This window comes from Lentibacillus jeotgali (assembly GCF_000224785.1).
Lineage (GTDB): Bacteria > Bacillota > Bacilli > Bacillales > Amphibacillaceae > Lentibacillus > Lentibacillus jeotgali.
Map to the genome: position 1 here is coordinate 277368 of NZ_AGAV01000018.1, position 26060 is coordinate 303427.

Annotated in this window: 21 protein-coding genes; 16 read left to right on the plus strand and 5 right to left on the minus strand. The window is 44.4% G+C overall.

Translation table 11 applies throughout. The features are described 5' to 3' along the window. Nucleotides 1-117: 117 nt before the first annotated feature. The 6 genes from ON01_RS15380 to ON01_RS15405 all read left to right on the plus strand — a co-directional run bounded on the left by ON01_RS15380 (nucleotide 118) and on the right by ON01_RS15405 (nucleotide 5791). Nucleotides 118-966: a transketolase gene (locus ON01_RS15380; protein ID WP_010531970.1), complete on the plus strand. Its 849-nt coding sequence runs from the start codon at nucleotides 118-120 to the stop codon at nucleotides 964-966. A 3-nt stretch (nucleotides 967-969) separates the two neighbouring features. Continuing rightward, entirely contained in the window at nucleotides 970-1962 is a 993-nt protein-coding gene (locus tag ON01_RS15385) for a transketolase family protein (RefSeq protein WP_010531971.1), read from the plus strand. A 98-nt stretch (nucleotides 1963-2060) separates the two neighbouring features. Next, nucleotides 2061-2822, plus strand: coding sequence for an SDR family NAD(P)-dependent oxidoreductase (locus ON01_RS15390; RefSeq protein ID WP_010531972.1), 762 nt, complete (start codon nucleotides 2061-2063; stop codon nucleotides 2820-2822). A 159-nt stretch (nucleotides 2823-2981) separates the two neighbouring features. Further along, nucleotides 2982-3980 (plus strand): TRAP transporter substrate-binding protein, encoded by a 999-nt coding sequence (locus ON01_RS15395; RefSeq protein WP_010531973.1) that lies wholly within the window; start codon nucleotides 2982-2984, stop codon nucleotides 3978-3980. A 27-nt stretch (nucleotides 3981-4007) separates the two neighbouring features. Then, nucleotides 4008-4520, plus strand: coding sequence for a TRAP transporter small permease (locus tag ON01_RS15400; RefSeq protein ID WP_010531974.1), 513 nt, complete (start codon nucleotides 4008-4010; stop codon nucleotides 4518-4520). A gap of 2 nt (nucleotides 4521-4522) precedes the next feature. Then, on the plus strand, nucleotides 4523-5791 hold the full coding sequence (locus ON01_RS15405; RefSeq protein WP_029329160.1) for a TRAP transporter large permease: 1269 nt from the start codon (nucleotides 4523-4525) through the stop codon (nucleotides 5789-5791). Between the two features lie 88 nt (nucleotides 5792-5879). Here the strand turns inward: ON01_RS15405 and ON01_RS15410 are convergent, their stop codons facing one another. Further along, on the minus strand, nucleotides 5880-7466 hold the full coding sequence (locus ON01_RS15410; protein ID WP_010531976.1) for an amidohydrolase: 1587 nt from the start codon (nucleotides 7464-7466) through the stop codon (nucleotides 5880-5882). A 477-nt stretch (nucleotides 7467-7943) separates the two neighbouring features. Between ON01_RS15410 and ON01_RS15415 the strand changes: the two genes are divergently transcribed. The 4 genes from ON01_RS15415 (at nucleotide 7944) to ON01_RS19970 (ending at nucleotide 15640) form a co-directional block, all read left to right on the plus strand. Further along, entirely contained in the window at nucleotides 7944-8693 is a 750-nt protein-coding gene (locus tag ON01_RS15415) for a DeoR/GlpR family DNA-binding transcription regulator (RefSeq protein WP_010531977.1), read from the plus strand. After that, the gene (gene pfkB / locus ON01_RS15420) at nucleotides 8690-9607 is read left to right on the plus strand and encodes a 1-phosphofructokinase (protein WP_010531978.1); all 918 of its coding nucleotides are present in this window, start codon (nucleotides 8690-8692) and stop codon (nucleotides 9605-9607) included. Before ON01_RS15415 ends, pfkB begins: the two co-directional genes overlap by 4 nt. A 13-nt stretch (nucleotides 9608-9620) precedes the next feature. Further along, a complete protein-coding gene (locus tag ON01_RS15425; protein WP_010531979.1) occupies nucleotides 9621-11498 on the plus strand; it encodes a PTS fructose transporter subunit IIABC in 1878 nt (625 codons plus the stop codon). Nucleotides 11499-11851: 353 nt separating this feature from the next. Next, nucleotides 11852-15640: a 5'-nucleotidase C-terminal domain-containing protein gene (locus ON01_RS19970; protein WP_010531980.1), complete on the plus strand. Its 3789-nt coding sequence runs from the start codon at nucleotides 11852-11854 to the stop codon at nucleotides 15638-15640. Nucleotides 15641-15691: 51 nt separating this feature from the next. Here ON01_RS19970 and ON01_RS15435 read toward each other — a convergent pair whose 3' ends face one another. After that, on the minus strand, nucleotides 15692-16519 hold the full coding sequence (locus tag ON01_RS15435) for a metallophosphoesterase (protein WP_010531981.1): 828 nt from the start codon (nucleotides 16517-16519) through the stop codon (nucleotides 15692-15694). Between the two features lie 233 nt (nucleotides 16520-16752). Here ON01_RS15435 and hmpA point away from each other — a divergent pair, with 233 nt between their 5' ends. The 5 genes from hmpA to ON01_RS15460 all read left to right on the plus strand — a co-directional run bounded on the left by hmpA (nucleotide 16753) and on the right by ON01_RS15460 (nucleotide 20355). Beyond that, a complete protein-coding gene (gene hmpA / locus ON01_RS15440) occupies nucleotides 16753-18006 on the plus strand; it encodes an NO-inducible flavohemoprotein (RefSeq protein ID WP_010531982.1) in 1254 nt (417 codons plus the stop codon). Between the two features lie 385 nt (nucleotides 18007-18391). Continuing rightward, nucleotides 18392-18691 carry a hypothetical protein gene (locus ON01_RS15445; RefSeq protein WP_010531983.1) on the plus strand — a complete coding sequence of 100 codons (300 nt, stop codon included), beginning with the start codon at nucleotides 18392-18394 and terminating at the stop codon, nucleotides 18689-18691. 133 nt (nucleotides 18692-18824) lie between these two features. Beyond that, the gene (locus tag ON01_RS19975) at nucleotides 18825-19115 is read left to right on the plus strand and encodes a zinc-ribbon domain containing protein (RefSeq protein WP_010531984.1); all 291 of its coding nucleotides are present in this window, start codon (nucleotides 18825-18827) and stop codon (nucleotides 19113-19115) included. A 387-nt stretch (nucleotides 19116-19502) separates the two neighbouring features. Next, a complete protein-coding gene (locus ON01_RS15455; protein ID WP_010531985.1) occupies nucleotides 19503-19835 on the plus strand; it encodes a hypothetical protein in 333 nt (110 codons plus the stop codon). A 331-nt stretch (nucleotides 19836-20166) separates the two neighbouring features. After that, nucleotides 20167-20355, plus strand: coding sequence for a hypothetical protein (locus ON01_RS15460; protein WP_010531986.1), 189 nt, complete (start codon nucleotides 20167-20169; stop codon nucleotides 20353-20355). Between the two features lie 385 nt (nucleotides 20356-20740). On the opposite strand, the gene htpX is transcribed toward ON01_RS15460, so the two are convergent. Next, entirely contained in the window at nucleotides 20741-21658 is a 918-nt protein-coding gene (gene htpX, locus ON01_RS15465) for a protease HtpX (protein ID WP_010531987.1), read from the minus strand. A 159-nt stretch (nucleotides 21659-21817) separates the two neighbouring features. Here htpX and ON01_RS15470 point away from each other — a divergent pair, with 159 nt between their 5' ends. Then, entirely contained in the window at nucleotides 21818-22726 is a 909-nt protein-coding gene (locus ON01_RS15470) for a DMT family transporter (protein WP_010531988.1), read from the plus strand. A 224-nt stretch (nucleotides 22727-22950) separates the two neighbouring features. On the opposite strand, the gene ON01_RS15475 is transcribed toward ON01_RS15470, so the two are convergent. Next, the gene (locus ON01_RS15475; protein WP_010531989.1) at nucleotides 22951-24867 is read right to left on the minus strand and encodes a vWA domain-containing protein; all 1917 of its coding nucleotides are present in this window, start codon (nucleotides 24865-24867) and stop codon (nucleotides 22951-22953) included. Between the two features lie 50 nt (nucleotides 24868-24917). Further along, nucleotides 24918-25799 carry an ATP-binding protein gene (locus ON01_RS15480; protein ID WP_010531990.1) on the minus strand — a complete coding sequence of 294 codons (882 nt, stop codon included), beginning with the start codon at nucleotides 25797-25799 and terminating at the stop codon, nucleotides 24918-24920. Between the last annotated feature and the right edge of the window lie 261 nt (nucleotides 25800-26060).

A 26060-nucleotide genomic window follows, 5' to 3' on the forward strand; every position in this document is an offset into this window, starting at 1 on the left:
GGCTATTAATCTCGAATTAAATAAAAGTTTTAGAATTTTTGTTGACAAAAAATCGCTTTCATACTAACATAAGCTTTAAGTAAGTTAATCGATTAACCAAACTTCAGGAGGGATAAGATGGTTAAGAAAACCTCAGTTTCCAAGGAAAAGATAGATTTAATCAAAGAAAAAGCAAAAATGTCCAGACTTGAAACCATTAACTTGATTGCTAAGGCAAAAAGTGGTCATTATGGATCGTCTTTTTCAAGCTCTGAAATATTTGCCACGTTATATTATCACGTTATGAATTATGATCCGAAAAACCCGCAGTGGGCAGATCGAGACCGCTTCGTTATGGGAAAAGGTCATTCGGCCGTCGGTATGTATCCGATTTTGGCTGATGTTGGATTCTTCCCAAAAGAGGAATTAGAGACTTATACAGATGTGGGAAGTCCATTCGGCGATCATCCTGACATGAACAAAATTAAAGGTATCGACTTCAGCTCAGGTTCTATCGGGCACGGGTTATCTGTAGGTGTCGGAATGTCACTTGGCGCCCGGGTAGATGGCAAAAATTATAGATCCTATATCCTGATGGGGGATGGCGAACTGCAGGAAGGACAAGTCTGGGAAGCGGCAATGAGTGCACCTAATCACAAGTTAGGTAACCTTATTGCGATTATCGACAATAATAAAGTGACCGTTGACGGCGTGACAGAAGAATTAATGAATGTTAATCCGATTAAAGAAAAATGGCAGAGTTTTGGCTGGAATGTAGTGGAAGTTGACGGTCATGATGTTGAGGCTTTAATTGAGACATTTGACAATTTGCCTTCTCCGGATTCCGAGATTCCAACCGTCATCATTTGTGATACTGTAGCCGGTAAAGGGGTTTCATTTATGGAACACGGTTATGAATGGCACGTTGCGAATCTAGGTGAAGATGATATGAAAAAAGCTATCAAAGAAATAAAAGGAGGCTTCTAAAGTATGGCTGCAACAACTTTTCATAAAGATACCTGGGAATTATATAAGAGTATGGAATCATCCAAGCAATTGACGGTCGGTGAAAAACTGGCAAAATTGGGTGACGATCATCCTGAGGTTGTCGCGCTTTGTGCCGATCTCGGAAAACCGACTAGACTCTGGGATTTCGGCAAGGAATTTCCGGACCGCTTTTTTAACTTCGGTCTTGCTGAAAAAAACATGGTTACAGCAGCAGCAGGTTTGGCCAGTACTGGAAAAACACCTTTTGTTGCGACCTACGCCTCTTTTTTAGGGGTGCTTGCAGCTGAAAATATCCGTACAGCTGTCGCTTATACCAATCAGAATGTGCGCTTGGTTGGTACACATACAGGTATTGCAATGGGCTTTTACGGCTCATCTCACCATGCGACAGAGGATATTTCCATCACACGTGCTATGGCAAATATGACTGTCATATCCCCAGCTGATGGAGCAGCTTTGGCGGAGATGGTAGAAGAGTCGGTTAAATCATACCAAGGTCCGATTTACTTCAGGGTCAGCCGCGGACGTGAAGAGCCGGTTTATCAAAAAGAAGCAAGTGATGTGCAAAATAAAATTGGAAAAGCAAACATTCTCAGAGATGGAACAGATTTAACCATCATTGCTTGCGGAATTGAAGTTAATGAAGCGTTAAAAGCTGCTGAAGAGCTTTCTGAAGAGAACATTTCAGTTCGGGTTATTGATATGCACACGATAAAACCAATGGATACGGAAGCTGTTTACAATGCAGCCAGAGAAACAGGTGCCATATTGACAGTGGAAGAACACAATATTCAAGGAGGACTGGGCAGCGCCGTATCTGAAGTGCTTATGGAATCAGGAATCAACTGTAAATTCAAACGCCATGGTTTCTACGATGAATATTCTTTGATAGGAAAACCTTATTATTTATATAAACATTATAAGCTGAATGGTGAAGGAATTGGGTCAGTTGCACAGGAATTTCTGAATCAATAATTCAAAATAATAGCGGAAGGTGCTGTTTTTAAAAGCAGCCGCTTTCCTCTTAAGCTAAATATTGAAGTTAGACAACAGGAAATAGGAGATGGATGAAAATGAACTTTGAAGGTCGTGTTGCAATCATAACCGGTGCTGGTTCTGAAACTGGTATCGGAAGAGAGATTGCCAGACAACTAAGTAAGAGAGGCGCTAAAGTTGTATTGGCAGATATAAATGAGAGCGGTTTAGAATCAGGTGTCCGTGAAATTGAAAGGAACGGAGGAACAGCATCCTCTATTACAGTGGATGTCACAAGCAGAGACAATGTTCAACAAAGTATTAAAGAAGTGACTGAACGGTTTGGAAGAATAGATATACTTGTAAATAATGCTGGCGTCTCACGTCCAACCGGTGTTACAGAGATTCCAGAAGACGAATGGGATCTTGTTTTCAATGTTAATATGAAAGGTGTATTTTTCCTTACTCAGGCTGTCTTGCCCTATATGAAGGAAAACAATTACGGCCGAATTGTAAGCATGAGCTCAGTTTCCGGTAAACGCGGCGGCGGCATATTCGGCGGTTCACATTATTCAGCGGCTAAAGCCGGGGTAACAGGCTTTTCGAAAGCGGTAGCAAGAGAAGTTGCCAAATATGAGATAACTTGCAATACTGTGGCTCCCGGAATGATAGGTGGCACTGATATTACCAGTGGCTTGCTGACAGAAGAAAAGAAGGCCGAAATTCAAAATGGCATTCCGCTTGGCAGAGTTGGTAAAGTTGAAGATGTCGCTTACTCAATTGCCTTTTTGGTATCAGAAGGTGCGGGTTATATAACTGGTGAAGAACTGGATATTAATGGTGGTTCTCATATAGATTAATAGACACATTCCTTAAAACGGTTGTTGGTGTCCAGTCTTTTCTCTGTACCATCCAGAGAAAAGACTCCCTTAGGAAAAGTAACTCAGAATGAAAACTGGATACATTTGTAAACGCTAACACCCAAAATTACTTTGTCATCATCAGGAGGGAGGGTAACTTTGAAAAAACTGCGTAACTTTATAATTCTATTGATAGTCGCTATGGCAGGCAGTTTAATGTTTGCATTTGTTTCATCTGCAAATGTTGTCGAATCCAAAAATGTCATAACACTGCGAATCGGGCATGGTTCTCCTGAAACAAATGAAAGGCATGCAGCCGTCATGCGTTTCAAGGAACTTGTAGAAGAAAAATCAGATGGAAAAATAGAAGTATTGGTTTATCCTAACGAACAGTTGGGCTCTGAGGCTGAAATGATTGAGAGTGTGACGTTAAATGATCTTCAAATGGTTGCTGCAAGTGCCTTCAGTCAATATGACCAAAGGATAAGTGTTTTTCATTTACCATACTTGTTTGATTCCTACGATGAAGCATGGAATGTATTGGATGGCGAAATTGGTCAGGAAGTGTCCAACTTTTTCTTAGAAGATAACTTAAGGATCCTCGCTTATTTTGAGAACGGGTTTAGGCATGTGACTTCCAATGTTCCAATTAAAACACCTGAAGATTTGCAGGGGCTGAATATAAGAACGCCGGAATTTCCGTTGTCCCTCAGCACGTTTAATGCTTTAGGTGCAAACCCTACTCCAATGGCATTCGGAGAATTATATATGGCATTGCAGCAGGGTACAGTGGACGCACAGGAAAATCCTGTCGCAAATATATACGCAAATAAATTTCAGGAAGTGCAAAAGTATTTAAGCATGACGTCGCATCAATACATGCCTTTGCCAGTAGCAATCAGTGAAGAATTTTGGCAGTCACTATCAGCGGATCACCAGCAAATTATTAAGAGGAGTGCTCAAGAGGCGGCACAATTTCACAGGGATACACTCAGGGCGAAAGAAGAAGAGATGCTTGAAGAATTAAAAAATGGTGGAATGAAGATTGTCGAGCCGGAATTAGAGTCATTCAAAGAAAAAGTGGCCCCTGTTTATGAAGCGTTCAAACAAAAGTATGGTGAGGATTTTGTTAATCGTGTCATTAAAGCTGCGGAATAGAATGTCAGTTAGGCTGGGAGGATTTCTATGAAAATATTGAGATGGCTCGATGAGCATTTGGAAGAATATATATTAATAGCACTCAGCTGTTTTACAGTTGCAGTGATATTTTTGCAGGTTTTTATGAGATTTATCCTTAGTGATTCCCTTTCCTGGTCAGAAGAGATAGCCCGATATGCATTTATCTGGATGATTTATATCGGCGTCAGTTACGGTGTCAAGAAACAAAAGCATCTTGGTGTTGATGCTTTTGCGATGTTATTTGAGAAAACAGGCAAAATCGTCATTGGCATCATTGCTAATATCTGTTTTCTTATATTTGCAGTCGTCATTACAGTGTACGGCGTTGAAATCGTGACAAAGATTACCAGAGAATCTGCAGCACTGCAGCTGCCTATGGGATGGGTTTATGCTGCTCCGGCAGTTGGCATGTTTTTAACGGTTATTCGTCTTGTGCAAAATTTGATTAAACAGTTTCAAGCTATCGGAAATACGAAAGCCAATTCTGATGACTATCAAGAACAGGGGGGAATCATATGACAATGACATCTTTTGTATTGTTTGGCAGTTTCTTTCTGTTTTTGGTCTTAACAGTCCCTATTGGAATTGCACTTGGATTGGCAGGGGTAATCACTGCATTGTATTCGGAAAATATATCGCTCATGTTCTTAACGCAAGGTTTGGTTACGTCGACTGATAACTTTGCCTTAATGGCAATTCCTTTTTTCATCTTGGCCGGTGAAATCATGGGCAGAGGTGGTATTTCAACACGTTTATTTGATCTTGCAAATGTATTTGTAGGCAGGTTTACTGGTGGCTTTGCGATGGCAGCCGTCATCACGTGTATGTTTTTTGCTGCCATATCCGGTTCAGGTCCGGCTACAGTAGCTGCTATCGGAGGAATAATGATACCTGCTATGGTAGATTATGGCTACGACAAAAAATTCGCAACAGCAGTCATTGTCTCATCGGGTTCATTAGGGATTATTATTCCACCCAGCATACCGCTGATTTTGTATGGCGTTTCCGGCAGTCAGTCAATTGGGGATCTGTTTATTGGGGGTATTCTGCCTGGTATACTAATTGGGGCGTTTCTGATTGGCTGGGTGTATATATATTCCAAAAAGAAAAATTATAGAGGTACAAATGAACCCTTTTCAGTTAAGAAAATGTTTCATGCGATTTATAAAGCGAAATGGTCACTGCTTGTTCCAGTTATAATTTTAGGTGGAATATACGGAGGTATATTTACACCTACAGAGGCAGCTGTTATTGCTGTTGTATATTCTGGACTTGTTGCTTACTTTCTTCATAAGGAAGTGAAAATAAAGGATTTCAAGGACATTATTTCAAATGCAGCGTTAAATTCGGTTGTAATCTTAATTATTATCGGAACAGCTAATACATTTGGAACACTTCTATCAGTTGAGAGAATACCGCAAGCGATTGCAAACGGTTTTGTATCGATATCGGAAAATCCTTTTGTAATTATTCTGCTCATAACGCTCTTATTGCTGATTATAGGATGCTTTATTGACACGTCAGCAGCAGTTATCATTTTTACACCAATTTTGCTGCCAATAGCTTCCGAAATAGGTTTGGATCCAATTCATTTTGGTGTATTAATGATTGCAACATTAGCTATCGGATTTATCACACCGCCACTTGGTGTTAACCTATTCGTCGGCTCTGGCATTTCAGGTCTGGGCATGCCCACTTTGGCGAGGGCGGTAGTTCCATTCTTTTTCGTAATGTTGTTAAGTCTGATAGTAATAATTTCTGTTCCCGCGCTGACATTACTGTTTTTATAGAGATTTGGCAGGAAACAAACACGGGCTCTTCACGCTGGTATGGTGTTTGTTTCCTTTTTTTATCCCGCATGCAACGGCAGTAGCCCCCCTACCTCACGTCACCGCCAATAATGGTCATTTCAACGTTGGTCCCCAGCAGCTCATCCGGGTGTTCCATCTTGAAAGGGTCATGGGAATAAACCGTCATATCGGCCAGTTTACCGCGTGAGATGGTTCCTTTTTTATTTTCCTCATTCGTCGGATAGGCGCCCATTTCCGTAAATAACCGGAAGGCTTCACCCATTGATAATTTTTCATGCGGGTTCCACCCCTCATGATTTTCTCCGGGTGTCTTTCTCGTGATGGCAGCATGAATGCCCATGAGTGGATCAACCGGTTCAACCGGCGCGTCAGAACCGCCAGCACAAATAACCCCTGCTTGTTGCAATGTTTTCCAGGCATAGGAAAGTGCAGCGCGCTTTTCTCCCAGCCGCTCCTTTACCCATGGAAAATCGCTCGGAACGAACCGCGGCTGGATGTCGGCAATCCGGCTCGGGTTTGCCAGCCGTTTGATCAGGTCTTCTCTAAGTATTTGCACGTGAATGATTCGATCTCGATATGAAACAGCAGGAAATTGGTCCAGAATGTCGAGGACGTTCTCAAGTGCCTGATCCCCGATTGTGTGTACGGCCACCGGCATAGAAAGCCTACGTGCATCCTGAACCATTTTATAGAGTGTCTCCTGATTGTACATGGCCTCACCATACGTTCCCGGTGCATCGCTATACGGCTCCGACAATAACGCAGTCCGTCTTCCAAGCGCCCCGTCGGCAAACAGTTTAATGGCGCCAATTTGCAATGTGTCATTGCCGAAGCCTGCATACATACCATTCGTTCTGAGTCCGCCAAGAAAATCATAATCTATTAACAGATTGGTTCGCAGGCCAAGCTGCTCCTGGTTCAGCAATTCATCATAAAGTTGATATGTCTGGTTAAACCCGCCTAAAAATTGCGGATCGTTCGTATGGACACTGGTGAGCCCTTTTAAGATGGCGAATTGCATCGTTTTGCGCAGGGCACTTTTAAGCTGGTCATATGATTTCTCCGGTATATGTTCCGTAATGAGCTGTGACGCCGATTCCAAGAGGAGGCCACTTGGTTTTTTGGTTTGTTCATCAAGTACAATGGTTCCGCCTTCCGGAACAGACATTGATGGATGATAGTGGCTAGCTTCCAGTGCTTTGCTGTTGACGAGAAACGCATGGCTGCAAACCCGCGGAATATATAATGGATTAGCCGGTGAGACGTTGTCCAATTCGTCAATGGTCGGGATGCCGCCATCGGTAAACAAGTTTTCATCCCAGCCCCTTCCCAGCAACCATTCCCCTTGCTGCAAAGTTTTGGCGTATGATTGTATTTTGTTAAGCATTTCGTATTTGGAAGTAACATCGGTCAAATCAAGATTAAGGAAATGTTCAGCTGTGATTGACAGATGCATGTGACTGTCAATCAGTCCGGGTGTGACAGCCTTTCCGTATAAATTAATTGTTTCACTGCCGTGATTTTCCCAGCGCAGTAGCATATCATCCGTTGATCCCATATCAATGAACCGGCCGTTTTCAACAACGACAGCCTGCGTAATCGGCCTCATTTTGTCAAATGTATAAAAATTTCCGTTTATGTAGAGTTTCCGCATGGTTATAACACACCTTCCTGGTGACAGAGATTCGCCTGTTAGAGTTGTTTTAATCATAACAAAAATTCAGTTATTCGGGTAGAATGGCGTGAATTAATCATATTTTTTTAATGATAGGAAAGTATCAAATGTAGCGGTATATTTTGTTGGCGAAATAAGCGTGTTCGAGCTGAAGCAACAGCTGCAGCGAGACTTTCCTCATCGCCTGCGCGAATTTGTGCTAACCTCGCGCGAAATTCAGAACACCGCACGCTCGTTTCAGCCCTACGCAATCGAACAACCCTTCGATCGGAATTGGACGGCAGCAAAAACGTAATACGGTACTGTACAATGACAGAAAAACCAGGCTATAATTGGCCTGGCTTTTTTTAAACAGCAGGAGCATTTTCAGCTGCCGGTCTAAATAGGATTGGCAGTTATTTTTGATTGTTTTTGAATGGTTTTGATGGTATTATAATGGTTAAGGAGGATTGTGCGATGTTAACGGAAGAGCGGCATCAGGTTATATTGGATCTCCTGAATCAGGATGGCATTGTGAAATCGCAGTATCTGATGGATGTTATCGGCTGTTCGGAATCCACTGTCAGACGGGATTTAGACCATCTTGAAGATGCGGGGCGGCTGACACGCATCCATGGCGGGGCAAAACGGGCTTACCAATTGGACGAAGAACTGACAGCTTCCGAAAAATCATTCAAAAACATTCAATCCAAAGAATCGATTGGAAAATTGGCGGCAGCACTGGTTGAACCCAATGATGTCATTTTCATTGATGCCGGCACCACAACTTACGCTATGCTGCCGTATTTACAAACAAAAACTATTACCGTTGTGACAAATGGTATTCAGCATGCTTCACTTCTTGCCGATCAGGGGATTGAAACCTACTTGCCGGGCGGAAAGATCAAGCCTTCAACTAAAGCCATTATCGGATCTCAAAGTTTGGCCGCACTGAAAAACTATCGTTTCGATAAAGTATTTTTAGGCATGAATGGTATTGATCTGGCTTTTGGCTGTACAACACCGGATCCTGAGGAAGCAGCTTTAAAACAAATGGCACATCAGCAGGCGGCTTCCAGCTTCCTGTTAGCAGACCAGACCAAATGGAATAAGGTTAACTTCTCCAAAGTATGCGAACTAGAGGATGTCACCATTGTTACCGACACATTAACCGATAATCTCCAGCACTACCAAGATAAAACAACCATTATGGAGGCAGCAAAATGATTTATACGATAACGCTTAATCCTTCAATTGATTATGTTGTCCAGGTCAATCAGTTGAACCTTGGCGAATTAAATAAAATGGAAAATGCGATGATGTTTCCGGGCGGCAAGGGAATCAATGTTTCCCGCGTTTTGCATGAACTGGTATATGACACGACAGCCCTTGGGTTATTAGGTGGTTTTACCGGTGATTTTATTACCGATACATTGAACAATTATGGTATTCGAACCAATTTTACACCAATTAAGGGTGATACCCGTATCAACATTAAACTGAAGTCAGGAATTGAAACGGAAATTAATGGCCAGGGACCGGAAATTCTGCCGCATGAAGCTAGTGAACTGCTGTATCAGCTTGAAGATATCACAAATCAAGATACGGTGGTTTTATCGGGAAGCACACCGCCATCGTTAACCAATGATCTTCAGCGGCAAATGCTTGAACGCATTGTGGAAGCGGGTGCTGGATTTGTCATTGACACGACTGGTGCGGCCTTGAAATCGGCACTGCCCTATAGACCGCTATTGGTCAAGCCGAATAAGGACGAACTGGCTGAACTGTTTGGCGTGACGCTCAGCAATCAAGAGGACGTTATTAACTACGGGAAACAATTGCTGGATCTGGGCGCAAAGAATGCGATTGTTTCCATGGCCGGCGACGGGGCACTGCTTTTCACGGAAGAAGACATTTATCACGGTCAGGCACCGAAAGGACATGTCAGAAATTCTGTCGGAGCCGGGGATTCGATGATTGCCGGGTTCGCAGGAAAGTACACCGAAACAGCAGATGTGATGGAAGCATTCCGCATGAGTCTGGCAGCAGGCAGTGCGACAGCTTTTGCAGATGATTTAGCCATGGCTGGGGATGTTTTTTCATTACGGGAAAAAATCGATATCACCCACATCTCGAAATAGGGGGAGGAGAAACATGAACATTAATGACTTGCTGCGCAAAGATATCATGATCATGGATATGAAGGCATCAGACAAATCGGCTGCCATTGATGAAATGGTAGCGTCCCTTGAGGCGAACAAAGTCGTCAATGATGCCGAATCATTTAAAGATGCGATTTTAAAACGGGAAGAGCAGACATCGACCGGACTTGGTGACGGAATTGCCATGCCACATGCCAAAACGGATGCAGTCAATGAGGCGACTGTTCTGTTTGCCAAAAGTGAAAACGGGCTAGATTATGAGGCCCTGGATGGTCAGCCGACGTATTTATTTTTCATGATTGCTGTTCCGGATGGCGCCAACGATACCCATCTGGAAACGTTGGCAGCGTTATCGCGCATGCTGATTGATCAGGATTTTGTGGCTAAGTTAAAACAGGCCTCGACACCGCAAGAGATTCAGGCACTTTTCCATCATGAAGAAGAGGAACCATCAGAAGACCTCTCTGAGGGAAAAGTAGAAGAGGAGAAACCAGCAGAGGAGCGGGCGTTCGTTGTTGCTGTGACAGCTTGTCCAACCGGGATCGCCCACACGTATATGGCGGAAGATGCGCTGAAGAAACAGGCAGCTGAAATGGGTGTTGATATCCGGGTGGAAACAAACGGCTCGGATGGTGCCTCGAACGCGTTGACCCAAGCAGAAATTGAGCGGGCAAATGGTGTAATTGTGGCCGCTGATAAAAATGTCCCGATGGCCCGTTTCAATGAGAAGCCGGTGCTCGAACGCCCAGTCAGCGAGGGCATCAACAACGCGGAAGAACTGGTTAAAATGGCAATGCATCGTGATGCTCCAATTTATCATGCTGACGAAGCTGCTGAAGCGGATGATGAGGCAGAGTCCTCAACATCTGTCTGGCGGAAAATTTATAAAGATTTGATGAATGGTGTATCACACATGCTGCCATTCGTTGTCGGCGGCGGTATTTTGATGGCTGTTTCATTTCTTCTGGAAGGATTTTTGGGGGATGATCATGAGCTTTTCAACTTCTTCAATACAATCGGAAGTAATGCCTTCAGCTTTCTGATTCCGATTCTTGCCGGTTATATTGCCATGAGTATAGCCGATCGTCCCGGCTTGATGCCAGGACTTGTCGGCGGTTTTATGGCAGTGGAAAGCAATGCGGGCTTTCTTGGCGGATTGGTTGCCGGTTTTCTGGCTGGTTATCTCATGCTCCTCGTAAAAAGATGGTTCCGTGGCTTGCCAAAATCATTGGACGGGTTAAAATCAGTCCTGCTTTATCCGGTGACAGGTTTGTTCCTGATTGGACTCCTGATGTATTTTCTGATCGGACCGGTATTTTCAACAATTAATACCGGCATGATCAGTTTTCTGGAAAACCTCGGAACGGGCAATGCGGTCATTCTTGGGGCACTGCTCGGCGGGATGATGGCGATCGATATGGGCGGTCCGTTTAATAAAGCGGCTTATACGTTTTCGATTGGCATTTTTACCGACACCGGTGATGGCAGTCTGATGGCAGCAGTCATGGTTGGCGGGATGATTCCGCCGATTGCTATTGCACTGGCAACGACGTTCTTCAGAAATAAATTTACGGAAGAGGAACGGAAATCAGGCGTGACGAATTACGTCATGGGACTTTCCTTTATTACAGAAGGGGCAATTCCGTTTGCGGCGGCCGATCCGGTTCGCGTCATCGGATCGTCTGTGATCGGTGCTTTGATTGGCGGCGGATTGACACAGCTGTGGGCAAGCTCAATTCCAGCACCGCACGGCGGTATTTTCGTCATTGCGCTGGCTGACCATGCGCTTTTGTTCCTGGTGGCGCTGGTAATAGGTTCTGTTATCTCAGCACTCGTGCTCGGTTTCTGGAAGAAAACAATAAAAACATGATGCGGAATGGGCAAGAAACTTTGTAAAAAGCCTATAGTACATGAAAACAGGGAGCGTGGTGTAACCACGCTCCCTGTTTTTTTCTGAAAAATAATCCTGGGACAGTGATACGTTACTTTGTATCATTATTGTAAGGCTTTAGACCTGTTAGTCGTCTATTTCGACATAAATTAGTGCTTTTGACATCTAGTTACATTTTAAAAAGTTATCTATATTTAAAATAGATGAATAGAAAGTCATAAAATGAGATAGAGGGAGGGGAGTTTTTTTAGGGGATATTACCAAAAGAATGGTGTTATTACCGTCATTCAGTTAGTCTATCAACTCTATCTAAAACGAAGGGGGAGATTAGTATGCAACAAAGGTTCAGCAAAAAAATTGTCAGTATCATGATGACTTTTGTACTGATCGCAAGTATGCTGACACCTGCAGCCGGACCATTAGCAGTAAGTGCTACTGAAGCGGAAGGGACTATAACTGTCGGGGAAGCCATTGCGAAAAACAATGATGGCAGTGAACAGACCGATGTCATGATTCATGATATTCAGGGAGAAGGTCACGAGTCGCCGATGAATGGCAGCGCTGTTCAGGATGTTGAAGGTGTTGTGACTTACGAGTACGAATTAAGGGGCTCACATTATTTTCATATGCAGACACCGGATGAGAATGTCGACGGAAATGATAAGACATCTGAAGGCATCGTGGTTTATACAGGCAATGCGGATAATGTTGAGACAGGGGATCTTGTCAGTGTCACTGGAGAGGTCGATGAATATCAGATAGATGGGTATGATGACAGAGCTGAGACAGACCTGCCGGTTACAGAAATCAACGCGCGAGATGATCAGGGAGGCGCTGTCGACGTAAAAGAAAGTGAGGTCGCTTTGCCATCACCTGTTTCGTTAACCTCAAGTGATATACCTGAAAACATTATTGGTGATGATGGCTTTGGTAGTTTTGAACCAGCTGACTATGCGCTCGATTACTGGGAAAGTATTGAAGGCATGCGGGTGGAAGTCGCACCATCAAGAGCAGTGGCGCCACAGGAACATGGCGATCTTGTCGTGGCAACAGAAGAGTTTACACCTGCCAATACAACAGTCAATGGCGGTCTCCGTTTAACGGAACAAGGCCCGAATGCCCAAACGATTCAGTATAAATTGCATCCAAATGACGAGGCCAGGGCTTTTGCGGTTAAAACAGGGGACAAGTTCACGGAGCCCGTTGATGGCGTGGTCAATTACGGCTATGGAAACTATAAAGTCTATGCTGATTTGAATGAGATGGAATCTGCCTTTGAAGAGGGCGACACACAGCCGGAACAGACAACGATTGAGAAAGATGAGGACAAACTGACGGTTGCAACTTATAATGTAGAAAATTTTTCAGCAAATGAAAGTGAGACATCACCACAAAAAGCTGAAAATGTTGCTCGTGCGTTTGTAAGTGATATGAACAGTCCGGATATTGTCGGAGTCGTGGAAGTGATGGATAATAATGGACAGGATGAAGGTCCGCAGGATGCGGACGCTTCGGCAAGCTACGAACGGCTTATTGATGAAATTGAGAGTCAAGGCGGCCCGAATTACAACTATGCCAATATCAATCCTGAGTATAATCAGGATGGCGGCGCACCGCACGGTAACATTCGCGTCGGCTTCCTTTACAATCCTGAACGTGTATCGTTAACGAATGGCGAGCACGGCACAGCGACAGAAGCGACTGATTATGATGATGGCCAATTAACGATGAATCCTGGGCGCATTGCCCCTGAGGACGAAGCGTTTGCGGATACCCGGAAGCCATTGGCGGCCCAGTTCAACTTTAATGGTGAAAGTGTTGTCGTGGCAGCGACCCATTTTAATTCCAAGAGTGGTGACGATGGTGCATTCGGACAGAATCAGCCGCCGGTAAAAGGCAGTGAAACCCAGCGTCACAAGCTCGCAAGGATTGTTAACGAATTTGTTACGGATATCAAAACAGAAAATCCGGATGAACATGTCGTTGTTTTAGGCGATATGAATGACTTTGAGTTTTCAGAAACGCTGGATATCCTTAAAGGCGATGAATTGACAAATCAAATGATGAGCGTGCCTGAAGAAGAACGCTATACCTATCTTTACCAGGGTAACTCACAGGTGCTTGATCATGTTCTTGTGTCCGATAATCTCGCTAATGTGACGGAAACTGACGTGTTGCATGTAAATGCCGACTTCACGGATATGCACGGGCGGGCGAGTGATCATGACCCGGTGCTGACACAGATTGATCTGCAGGAGGCTGGAGAGACTAACGACAATTTTGACATGTCTATCATGCATATGAATGATACACATGCCCGAGTCGAACCACTGCCAAAAATGGTGACCGCGGTTAAGGAATTCAGGGAGGAGAATCCGGATTCATTGCTTCTGCATGGCGGGGATGTCTTTTCCGGAACGCTGTATTTTAATGAGTTCAAGGGACAGGCGGATCTGGCTCTCTTGAACATGATGGATGTTGACGCGATGGTTTTCGGCAACCATGAATTTGACCTCGGTGGTGAAGAAGGCGGTCATGAATCGTTATCGGCGTTCGTTGAAAATGCAGACTTTCCATTCCTGGGTACAAACGTTGATTTTTCGCAGGACCCTTATATGCAAGAGCTTGAAACTAATCAATCATTGGTTGATGACCCAGAAGAGGGAAAAATCTATGATAGTATCGTTAAAGAAATCAACGGTGAGCAAGTGGGGATTTTCGGCTTGACAACCGAGGATACGGCAAATATTGCAAACCCTGAAGATGTCACGTTCGCCGACTACAAAGAAACGGCTGAACAGACTGTTGAAGCATTTGAAAACGAAGGTATTGACAAAGTTATTGCGCTTAATCACCTCGGATTTGACAGTGCACCTGAAGTGGGCAATGATTTGCGCCTTGCTGAAGAGGTCGATGGCATCGATGTGATTGTCGGCGGTCATTCTCACTCTGTATTGGAAGAGCCGGCAATTGTTGAGGAAAGTGCTGATGGCGATGCCAAAGATCCGACCGTCATTGTCCAGGCCGGGCAATATGCCGAGAATCTTGGGACACTTGAGGTGACATTTGATAAGAACGGAGTGGTCACTGGATACGAAGGCGAATTGCTTGAGGTTGATGACTTTGCTGAAGATCCCGAGGCCGTAGATGTGCTTGCGCCATATAAAGATCAAGTGGATGAGGTTATGAATGAAGAAATCGGTGCAGAGGCGATGAAGGAACTGCCAAATCCGCGACAGGATGATCCGGGTGATGACAGTGTCAGAGCTAATGAAACAGCGCTTGGGAATTTAGTGACAGATGCTATGCTTGCTAAGGCACAAGAAAAATACCCGGAAACAGCCATTGCTTTCCAAAATGGCGGCGGTATCCGTGCACCGATTGATAAGGGACCGATTACAACCGGAGAAGTCATCAATGTCCTGCCATTCGGCAATGATCCGGTTATCGCAACATTGACTGGACAGGAGATCAAAGATATTCTGGAGCACAGTGTCCGTCAGGCGCCTGCTGAGAACGGGGGATTCCTACACGTATCCGGTATGGAATTCTATTACGACAGTGAAAAAGAGCCAGGAAGCCGGGTCGTCAATATGTACGTTGAGCGGAATGGCGAACTGGAGGAGATTCAGCTTGATGCGGAATATCAGGTAACGACGAATGGCTTTACCGGTCAAGGCGGTGACGGTTTTGAAACGTTTGCCCAGGCCTATAACGAAGGGCGGGTAAAGGATATTGGTGAAATTGATTGGCAGCAGCTGGTCGACTACATGACAGAAGAAGACTATTTAAATGGTATTGTGGAGCCTGAAAGAGAAGATCGTATTGTTGATTTAAAGGGTGATACGCCTAACGAACCGATAACCTCGGAAGATATACAGGAAACGGTGACATCGCTTGAGGACAACGGGGAGATTATGAATGACAATGCAGCACATACGCTTAAAATGCATTTGACGGCTGTTGGGCATTTCGAGGAACAAGATTTGCAGAATAAATTAATAAAGCATATGGAAAGTTTTAAAGTACTTGTTAATTATCAGAAGGAAAACGGGCTCATCTCAGGGAAAGCACATGAAGAACTTCATACAAAAGCTGACAAACTGATAAGCCAGTGGTAGCAGACATTATAACAGCCTCCTTTCTCATGAAAAGGGGGCTGTTTTTACATTTCATTCACGTGCTTCAGCTGTAATCGTAATCAAACTCAACTGGCTTTTATTTAAAAACCGTACCGGCAGTCTGGTTGTCCCTAACCCACTGTCGATATAGAGATGCTGCGTCAGACCCAGTCGAAACGTGCCTTTGTCGTATTTTGGAAAATATCCTTGGCCGGGTGCAATGAGTGCGCCAATCAACGGGAACCGAATCTGGCCGCCGTGCGTATGCCCGCTTAAGATAAGATCGGCCGGTATGGGGCCTTCATGTTGAATGATGCCGGGTGAGTGCGACAGCAGAACGGTATAATCGTCAGTGTTCAGATTGTTGAAGGTTTCCTCGAGATTGTCATGTTCTGTCCCGTAATCGTCAATGCCGGCCAGATTAATGGTATCATTATTTTTCACAATAGGTATGTTGCGATTATTCAGGATTGTAATTTTCCGTTCGCGCAGACCGTTGAGAAACTGTGCGGTTCGTCCATTTTCCCATTCATGATTCCCGGGCACGAAAAAGACGCGTTGATGAATAGCGGTTAATTGGTCAATGAACGGGAAGACATGTTCAAATGTCATGGTTGTTTTGTCGATCAGGTCCCCCGTTAAAACAATCAAATCAGGATTAGTGTCCCTCACAGCGGTGATCAGCCGTTCGTTATCCCTTCCAAAAACGTGATTATGCAGGTCACTGATCTGTAATATCCTGATATTGGTGTCTGCCCGAAGCTTGGGGCTGCGGAATGTGACTTTTTCCATTTTAAAATAATGCGTATCACGGTGGACTTTCCAACAACAAGCGAAAATGAACCCTAATAATGTAAAAACAGCTAACAACTTTTTCATCATGCACCCACCCGAAAACAAAATAAGTTATCTAAGTTTAGCACGATTTAATCAGGATAGACAATTGGTTTGGTGAGGAAGGGCTCGAAGGCATGATACTGGGCTACTTTATGTGACATTTTTCACAGAACTGTCACAGCTAAGTGTGATTTGCATCACTTACCGGGGAGGTTATTAAGCTTAACATAATATGTATAGGAAAAATCATCATTACTTTGTTGGAGGGAATTTAATTGAGTCTTGATACAGAAAAGCTTGCAATTGTTAAATCGAGTGCACCTGTTTTAAAGGAAAATAGTACTGAAATCGGCAAGCGCTTCTATGAATTGCTGTTTACAAAGGTGCCGGAACTTTGCAATATTTTTAACCAGACGAACCAAAAAAGAGGTTTTCAGCAGGAGGCACTCGTCTATGCCGTGTACGCTGCGGGGGAAAATATTGATAAATTGGAGAATATCAATCAGCTTGTCGAGCGTATCGCTGAAAAGCATGTGTCACTCGGTGTCGAACCTGAGCAATATCCGATTGTCGGTAAAGTGCTGATTCAGGCAGTTCAGGACGTTCTTGGGGATGCAGCAACAGATGATGTGATTGAAGCATGGGGTACCGCCTATGATTATATCGCCAACCTATTTATTGAAATTGAACAGAAAAAGTATCATGAGACAGAGCAACAAGACGGTGGCTGGACAGGATTCCGTGAATTTGTCGTGGATGAAACAATTCAGGAAACAAATGATGTTGTATCGTTCTGTCTTAAGCCAAAAGATGGCCAGCCAATTTCACCTTATAAGGCGGGGCAGTATTTGACTATTAAAGCGGATATTGATGGGGAGCCGCATACACATATGCGCCAGTACAGTCTGTCCGGTCCATCTGGCAAAGGCTATTATAAAATTAGTGTCAAACGAGAAAAAGGCCATGGGGAGGTCCCCGATGGTATTGTCTCCACTTACTTGCATGATCAGGTATCTGAAGGTGATACTCTTGAATTTTCCGCTCCTGCAGGTGACTTTACAATTACGAGTGAAAAGGATCCAATTGTATTACTAAGTGGCGGCATCGGTCTGACACCAGTTGTCGGTATGCTGGAAACACTTGCTGAAAAAGAGCCTGAACGTCCAGTAACCTTTATCCATGCGACACAAAACAGTTCCGCTCATGCGATGAAAGCGCACATTGAACAAATAGCAGAAGGGCATTCAAATATTTCATCGTTTGTCTGTTATGACAGTCCGAATGATAAGGACCGGGAAAGCCGAAACTTTGATAAAGAAGGGTTCGTTGATCTGCCATGGCTTCAATCCATTCTGTCTTGCGGCAACGATGCGGATTTCTACTGCTGCGGGCCTGCGCCATTCATGAAAGCTGTCGACAAGGGGCTTAAAGAATGGGGTATCTCAAGCGCAAAACGTCATTATGAATTGTTTAATCCGTTGAGCATATTGAATGAAGCAAACGAGGATAAAGAGGCTGCGGTATTGTAACTTTATATGAGGGCGATGTATCTTTTATCAAGCCAAAGTCAGGACAATGCGCCTGGCTTTTTTGCAGGCCAAAAATAAATGATATCGTTTTATTGGCGAGATAAGCTGCGGCGAGACTATCCTCAACTTTGAGAGAAAAATGATCAGAAGGTACAAAAATGGTTGAGTACGAGGAATCCTCGCGCGAATTCCGGGGGTCGCGCGAAATCCTGCTATTCTCGCGCGAAATTCAAGGAGTGTCGCGCGAATTCGTGCCATTCTCGCGCGAAGTCCAGGGAGTGTCGTGAGATCGATAGCACAAATTTCGATTGGAAAAAGCGAGCCACTTTGTAGTCATAAGTGATATTCTTTTTATAGTAAATCAATAAGAAAGGGACTGAATCCATTGGGGAGAAAGCTGAAGCATGCAACATGGGCAGAGGCTAAAAAACGCTGCCGGCTGAATCAGGCTGATATACAAATGGCTAAGGAGCTTGGCATGAAACCGAAAAGTCTCATCAAAAATATTCCAGCACCGAAAGAGCATTGGAAAGCACCTGTGAAGATTTGGGTCCGGGACCTGTATGAGGAAAAGTTTGGAGAATTGCTTAAGCCTGATAAAACGGTACAGAAAAAATCCGGAAAACAAAAGAAGAAGCGAGAGGATGCCCAACATATTTTTTCAGATGAGGAGCTGCCATTTTAAATGAAACAGATACCGGAAAATGAGATTCGTGCTATTTTACGCGCAGCGGATGATATGATAGCAGGAGGCGGACGTACACCAAAGTTTTGAAGGAATCACGCGAGAAGAAGGTTTTGCAGCTGGGGCTGGATATTTGCAGGAATGGGAAAAGATTGATTACGAAAAGGTGAGAGCCAGGATTCGGGAAGTCATCCGGAGCTTGGAATCAGATGCTCCCGACCAGCAAGTTGTCGCTGACCGGACTGATTCAATCAATGAAGCATTAAAGGGTTTAGAACCGCGTGATATCGATCTGAGATGTATCGAATGCGGTAATTATTTCACCTTTACAGTTGGTGAGCAAAGATTTTATCAAAGAATGGGATTTGTTTATCCCAGACGGTGTAAATCTTGCCGGGAACAAAGAGATTTGGAATTTTTATAAAAGCTTCCGTTCAACCAGCGGGGCTTTTCTTTTTCGCCCGCTTGCTGGCGTTTTCGTTAAATTTTCAATGGTTTGACAACGGTCTCAAAACTTTGTATTATTATCTTGCATACTTCAATTTGCTTCCCATTTTAAGAGTGCCTCTTTTCACTTCAAGTTAAATCTTCCCAGTTACGCTTTCCGAGGTTTGAAACTATAACATTCTGCATTCCATTTTCCTTTTACGCAATCATCTCTGATTGTCTCTCGCACATTTTTTCTTCTAACCAAGATGTTCATGTATCTTCACGAGGGTGAATATAAACCACTTTATCAATCTGACGTAACCCTACCTATGTATTTTTTTCATTTGAAACATTCAAATATTTTTCAAGGGAGGACGAATTATTGGGACACGATATCAGTTCATTCAATAAAGCAGGACAGGAAATTGGCTATGTTCGTTTTACGATGGGAGATATAATCGCCCCGTTGTTTTATGATTTGTTTGACGCGAATGAGTATTATGCGGGTGTTAGCGGATCAGGCGAAGTGGCAACACTGCCTTTGGTTCAAGTCAAAAACGCCCTGGAAGCTTATGACAAATGGAAAGCTAAGGATTTCGGCACTAAAGGGAGCAAGGATTTTTTATTGTGGCAGCGATACGAGATTCAGAAGTTTATTGAAACCTGTCTGGAAACGGCCCAAAAAGAGGGGGCGGTCAAAGTTTATTTTGGTTAGACGGGCTATGATGATTGCTATTACAAGGAAAAACAGGGTCAAATCAATAGGAAGCTGCTGAGTAGAAGTCGCTATAAGAAGGGGATATCATGCATCAGGACGATGGCGAGGGAGTATGTAGCCCAAAACAGGACAAGTGTTGCTCATAATTTGCGTTTTAAAACATCAATTTTGCCAGCAGCTAAGTTGTCACCAATAGTTACTGAGGCCTTGTTAAAAAGCGGACAGCAACACATACAAAAGGTTGCGACGGTTTTTGGAGATACAAATGATTGTCATTAAAAAATCTCTATTGCACAAACTAATATAAAAACGCAATGGAGGTTTTTTTATGGACAAAAGCAACCAAGCAGATGCAGAGTCAATCAGGGAACAGAGCCGCCGTTCAGGAATGTCGTATAATGAGGCTAAAGAATTTATCGCCCGAACGACAGGCGGGCGCGGTACGAATATTTATAGCAACACTAATGCTGAAGAGGTGAAAAGAAAAAACCAGGAATCGGAAAACAATAAGTCATAGAACCGCCTGGATTATTTGGTGAATAGTGCGGAGATTTTCAACTTGTGCGGGAACAGCACTAATTTGAGCGAGAAGGGGCTTAACTCGTGCGAGAACAGCACTAACTTGAGCAAGAAGGGGCTTAACTTGAGCGAGAAGGGGCTTAACTTGTGTGGGAACAGCACTAACTTGAGCGAGAAGGACCTTAACTCGTGCGGAAACAGCACTAACTTGAGCGAGAAGGGCCTTAACTTGAGCGGGAACAGCACTAATTTGAGCGAAAAGGGCCTTAACTTGAGCGGGAACAGCAATAACTTGTGCAGACCTCCACTAGGTTTACTGTATCTTGTACAACTAAATGAAAAACGCCATGGAGCCCAGTTAGGCTGCATGGCGTTTACCAAATTTAACGTCGCTCCAGTCTGGCAATCCGCTCGTCAATCGGCGGGTGCGATGAAAAAAGCGAAACCATTTTACTTTTACCATTGATTTTCATGGTTTGAATGGCTGCGTCGTCAGTGAGATCACTCGTTTGCGCCATCGCTGTCCGGCTTTTCAGCGAGCGGAGCGCATGGGCCATTTTATCGCGTCCGGCCAGGTCTGCGCCTCCATGGTCTGCCCGGTACTCACGATACCTTGAAAACGCAGCGACAACAATGCTGCCGAGTATCGAAAAAAGTATTTGGAATATAATGATCGAAGCAAAATGCACAACGGTCTGCAGTTCTTCACGCACAAGACGTGATACAAGAATCGCCGCAATTCTTGATAAAAAGACAACAAACGTGTTAACGATCCCTTGCAGCAGTGTCATGGTAACCATGTCACCGTTTGCTACGTGGGCAATTTCATGGGCAATAACACCTTCAACGGCATCATCATCCATTTCATTCAGTAATCCGCTTGATACAGCGACGAGCGAACGCTTTTTGGTTGGACCTGTCGCGAACGCATTGACTTCACGGGATTGATAGATGCCAACTTGCGGCATATGCATCAGACCTGCTGTGCGGGACAGTCGATGTACCTTTTCAACAATAGCACGTTCCTGTGAAGATAATTGCCCATTTGGATCCAGCATTTTGACTCGCATCATTTTCTTGGCAATGATACGTGACATGCCCAATGAAAGAAATGAGCCGATGAAGCCTACCAGTAAACTGAATATCATTAATGAACCATAATTGATACCGGCTAATCCGCTAGCACCATTGATAAATGAGCCGCTGACACCTGTAAATGTCACAATAACGGACCAGACGATAACGATGGTGGTTAATACAAGAATATTTGTCAGTAAAAAAAGAAATAGCCGTTTAGCCATTTGGTTCCTCCTCAAATTTAACTTTACGACATTATTATATCATGATTACAATGTGGATGAGAAGCGTAACATAATATTGCAGGCGGGAGGAAAGAAATTTCTTAATAGATTTGATATTATAATAGTTTAAGTCTGCTTGGAAATTGGGTGAATTAATTTATGGTCAGGATTTATACGCTTTTATTACTGGTCATGCTGATGTGGGGGCTGAATGTATCGGCAATCAAAGTGCTGGTTGATGCGATCGATCCGATGCTATTAACCGCCTTTAGGGTAATGACAGCAGGAGTTGCCGTTTTAGTGATTTGTTCTGCGATGGGGATATTCAGGCTGCCGTACAAGCATGAGTGGCTCATTATTTTTTACATATCGATTTTTAATGTTATTTTGCATCATTCGCTTGTTGCGATTGGTCTGGAGATAACAAGCGGCATTAATGGGTCACTGATATTGGGAATGAACCCGCTTATCACGGTGATGATGGCTTTTATTATTTTGCGTCAGCGTATGTCGTGGCTGCGCATTTTTGGATTTGTACTAGGATTTGTCGGTGTCGTTCTGACGACGATGACCGGGACAGGGGAGCTGACAGGAATATCACTGGGCGATTTTATCGTATTTTTGGGTGTGTTGGTCCAAGGGTTTAGTTTTGTTTTGATAAGCAAATTGAAACCGACGTTTGACGCAAGGCTCGCTACGGGTTATATGCTTGTGATTGGTGCTGTGTTTATCTTTCTGGCGAGCCAGGCGCTTGGATCGGGGGTTCAGGAGATTACCAGATTGATTGACTGGCAGCTCGCTTCCGTTTTCTTATTCAGTGCTGTATTGGCGACAGCATTCGGTCACATGACGTATAATCATGCGATTAAAAAAGTCGGGCCCGCCGAATCGGCGATTTTCATCAATCTGAATACGCTTTTCGCAGTCACCGGCTCGGCAATCTTTTTAAATGAAACAATTACCTTGAATCATGCTGCCGGTTTTTTCCTGATCTTGTGTGGTGTGTTTATGGGAACCGGGGCCCTGGAGCAAGTGATTGGGAAGAGGCGGCGCAAGGGAGACGTATAGTTACAGCCTCAAACTTGAGCGGGAGCGGGTCTAACCCGTGCGGTAGCTACTCAAATTTGAGCGGGAGTGCCTCAAACTTGTGCAAGACCAGTCTCAACTCGTGCGAGAGCGCTCCTAACTCGTGCAAAAGCACCCCTAACTTGTGCGAGAACGTTCCCAACTCGTGCGAGCGTGCCTCTAACTTGAGCGAGAGCAGCCTCAACTCGTGCAAGACAACCCTCTACTTACAGCATTTTCAACAGCAATCTCTTCAGCAGGGGAGCAAAGTGTTCCGGCAATTCGGAAACTGTCGGAATCATGATACGCTCTCTACCATAAATGTTGCGCATCAGTTCGTCTTCTTGTTCGCTGATGTGGCCTTCTGCTAGAAACATGCCGATAACATCCATACCTTTTTTGCGGGTCTCGGAAACAGCAAGGGTCGTGTCCACGATGCCATTTTCATTGTAATTCGATGCGGCTGGTTCGCCGTCTGAGAAAACAAGCAGGAAGCGGTTCTTTTCACTCCGGGCTTCCAATTCCTCGGCTGCGACACGGATGCTGTAACCATCGCGGTTATCTTCCTGGGCTTCCAGCTGCATAATCTTCGCGCCGTTGTTCTGATAAAGCGAGTCACGAAAGGAATGAATCACATGAAAATAATTGGGCTGGAACTGATCTTTTACTGCTGTTGCTTCTTCCCAGAAACCGATGATGGAATGGGGGATTTTCAAATCTTTCAGTACCTCATGGAACAGGACAATTCCTTTTTTGGTTTCTTCCATCTTATTCAGCATGGAGGCTGAGCAATCGACGAGCAGGGTAAAGGCAGCATCCATTTCCTTTGATTCTTCATCTTTTTTATAGAAAAGCCGTGGAAATTCTTCGGTTGCCGCTGATACCAGTTTTTTTGACAAACGGCCGGTCGTCAAGTTGCTTCGGGGTGATTGCCGTTTATGCTCTAGCATTTTTTCAATTGTTTTCGAAAGCCGGCGCTGATAAGGTGCGATTTCGTCGGCATATTGGTGATATAGCTTTACATCTGCATCAGTCGGTGCTTCAGCGTTTTTAATCACCTTAACAGCGTACTGATTTTCCCGGCCATAGGCACCGCCGGCAGACTCGGTGTTCTGATTGTCCTGGCGTTTTTCCATGGCTTCCATCTCAGAATAATCATTTTGCTCGCTTTTTCCTGATGCACCCTGCATGGCGGCCATAGCCTGGTCGCCTTCCTCGGTTTCGCGGGCGCCTTCACCCATCAGGCTTGAGCGTGTACCTTGTTCCAATTCAAACTGCATGAAATTTTGCTTGCGGTCGGCATTTTCGTTTTCGCCGTGCCAGGTGGAAAATTGCTGTTCGAATGTTTCACTGTCTTCCTCACTGACATCCTCCTCAAGGCTTTCATTGGCAAGCGAGTCGGTGCGGGTTAGCTCATCAAAGGCATTTTTTTCTGTATAGCTGGAAAGGTTGGCGATTGGAAGTATGACATATTCATGCACCATGTCGGTATAATCAGATTCCAGCCGAAAGACGATCTGTTCAGTAATTCGGACTATATCGCTTGTACTGCCGGCGTCAAATAACTGAAAAATCATCGGTTTTAGTCTCTCCAGCTGTTTAACTTGTCTGTCATTGGCCGCCGGGAATGAAGGATCGGGTGTCTTAGCCTGTGTCAGCAAATAAACAAGACAGTATAATTCATCAAGGGAGAGACTCCGCGTCACATTTGCCTCCAGCTGCTGGGTAAAATACCGGTTTAAGTAGTCTCTGCGAATCGTAAATAATCCCGCTGTCCCGGGACGCTGCTTTTTGACGATTTCTTCAAGCCGAATATTTTCAAACAGTGTGAATAGCTGACCGGCAAATTTCGGGAGACCTGATTCGGACATATTTTCCATAAATTGCTGCATTGTCTGAATATCAGAATGATGCAACGTTCCAACCGTCCGCAACAGGATATCCGTTTTGAGTCCAGCCTCCTTGGCTTTGGCGTTGCCAATCCCCCAATTGGCACTTGCAGTTAGTTTATATTGTTCATTATCGATCGCTGACCCATAGGCATAGTCAAATTTTAACTCAGGAATCCCTGAGAGCACCGATGCCAGATCCTGTAACTGCAGGTATAGTCGGGTATCGATATTGGTTTCACGGAATCGAAACATACAAATTCTCCTATTCGAGGTAGTGTAACACTCTAATACCCACCCCAATTTTAGCTGAAGAGCGTTTCAGTCATGGTCATGACGAATTCCTTTTCCCGATCTTCGTCTAGTTTATCTGCAATGGCGCGGCGAATAGCCCTTTTTGGCGGGATCATCGCACTCAGGTCACAAGCATCAATCAATGCGCGGACTGATGCGGCATCTTCTGCCAGCTTGCCCTGGGCTACCGCCTGAATCAGATCTTCGGAAAGCTGTACGAACAAGTCAATTGTCCGTCCATCCTCCAGACGGCTGGTGTTCTGAATCAGTTCTTTCAGTTGCTTACCTTGCAAATAAGGAATATCAATAACGACGAATCGGTTTTTCAGGGCTTCATTGAGCGGGACCGTCCCGACATAGCCTTCATTGATCGCGGCAACGACACCAAAACCATCTTTGGCAGTAATAATTTCCTCGGTGAACGGGTTAGTGATGGTGCGCCGGTAGTCCAGAACGCCATTAATGAGCGGCAACGTCTCTGGCTTAGCCATGTTAATTTCATCGATATATAGAAATGTTCCGTTCTTCATCGCATTCGTAACAGGACCGGGCACAAAGTCAATGATTTGTCTGTTGTCTTCATAGTCGAGCGTTTTAAACCCCATCAGGCTTTCCGCGTCTAAGTCGACCGAGCAATTGACATTGAACATTGGCTGATTAAACAAATTGGACAACGTCTCGGCAAATCGTGTTTTACCTGAACCGGTCGGGCCTTTCAGCAGCACATTTTTTCCCATGCTTAAGGCCGTGATGGCATCTGTCAAAAGATTCTCTTCAGGCGGCACGTATCCGCCTTCACGGATGAGGTCGCTGAATTCATTGTTTTGATAGGTATTTCGATTATCATCTATTAAATGTCTGATTGGCTCAGGCAGCTGGTTATATTGTGTCATGGCTGAACTCCTTTCCTAATTTATTGTAACCTTTGTGATGCGGGGAAGAAAGCTTCACGCATGGGAAGGACTCGCGCAGCAAACGAGGAATTTCGAGCGGCGCGGTCTTGACATCGCGCAACAAACATGAAATATCGTGCGACAAGCCACTATTTCGCGCAACACAGATCTAATTTCGCGCGACAGCTGCATCATATCGCGCGACACCCAATACTGGAAAGTGTTATACCTAAAATTACCATCCAATTCGCCGAACAAAAA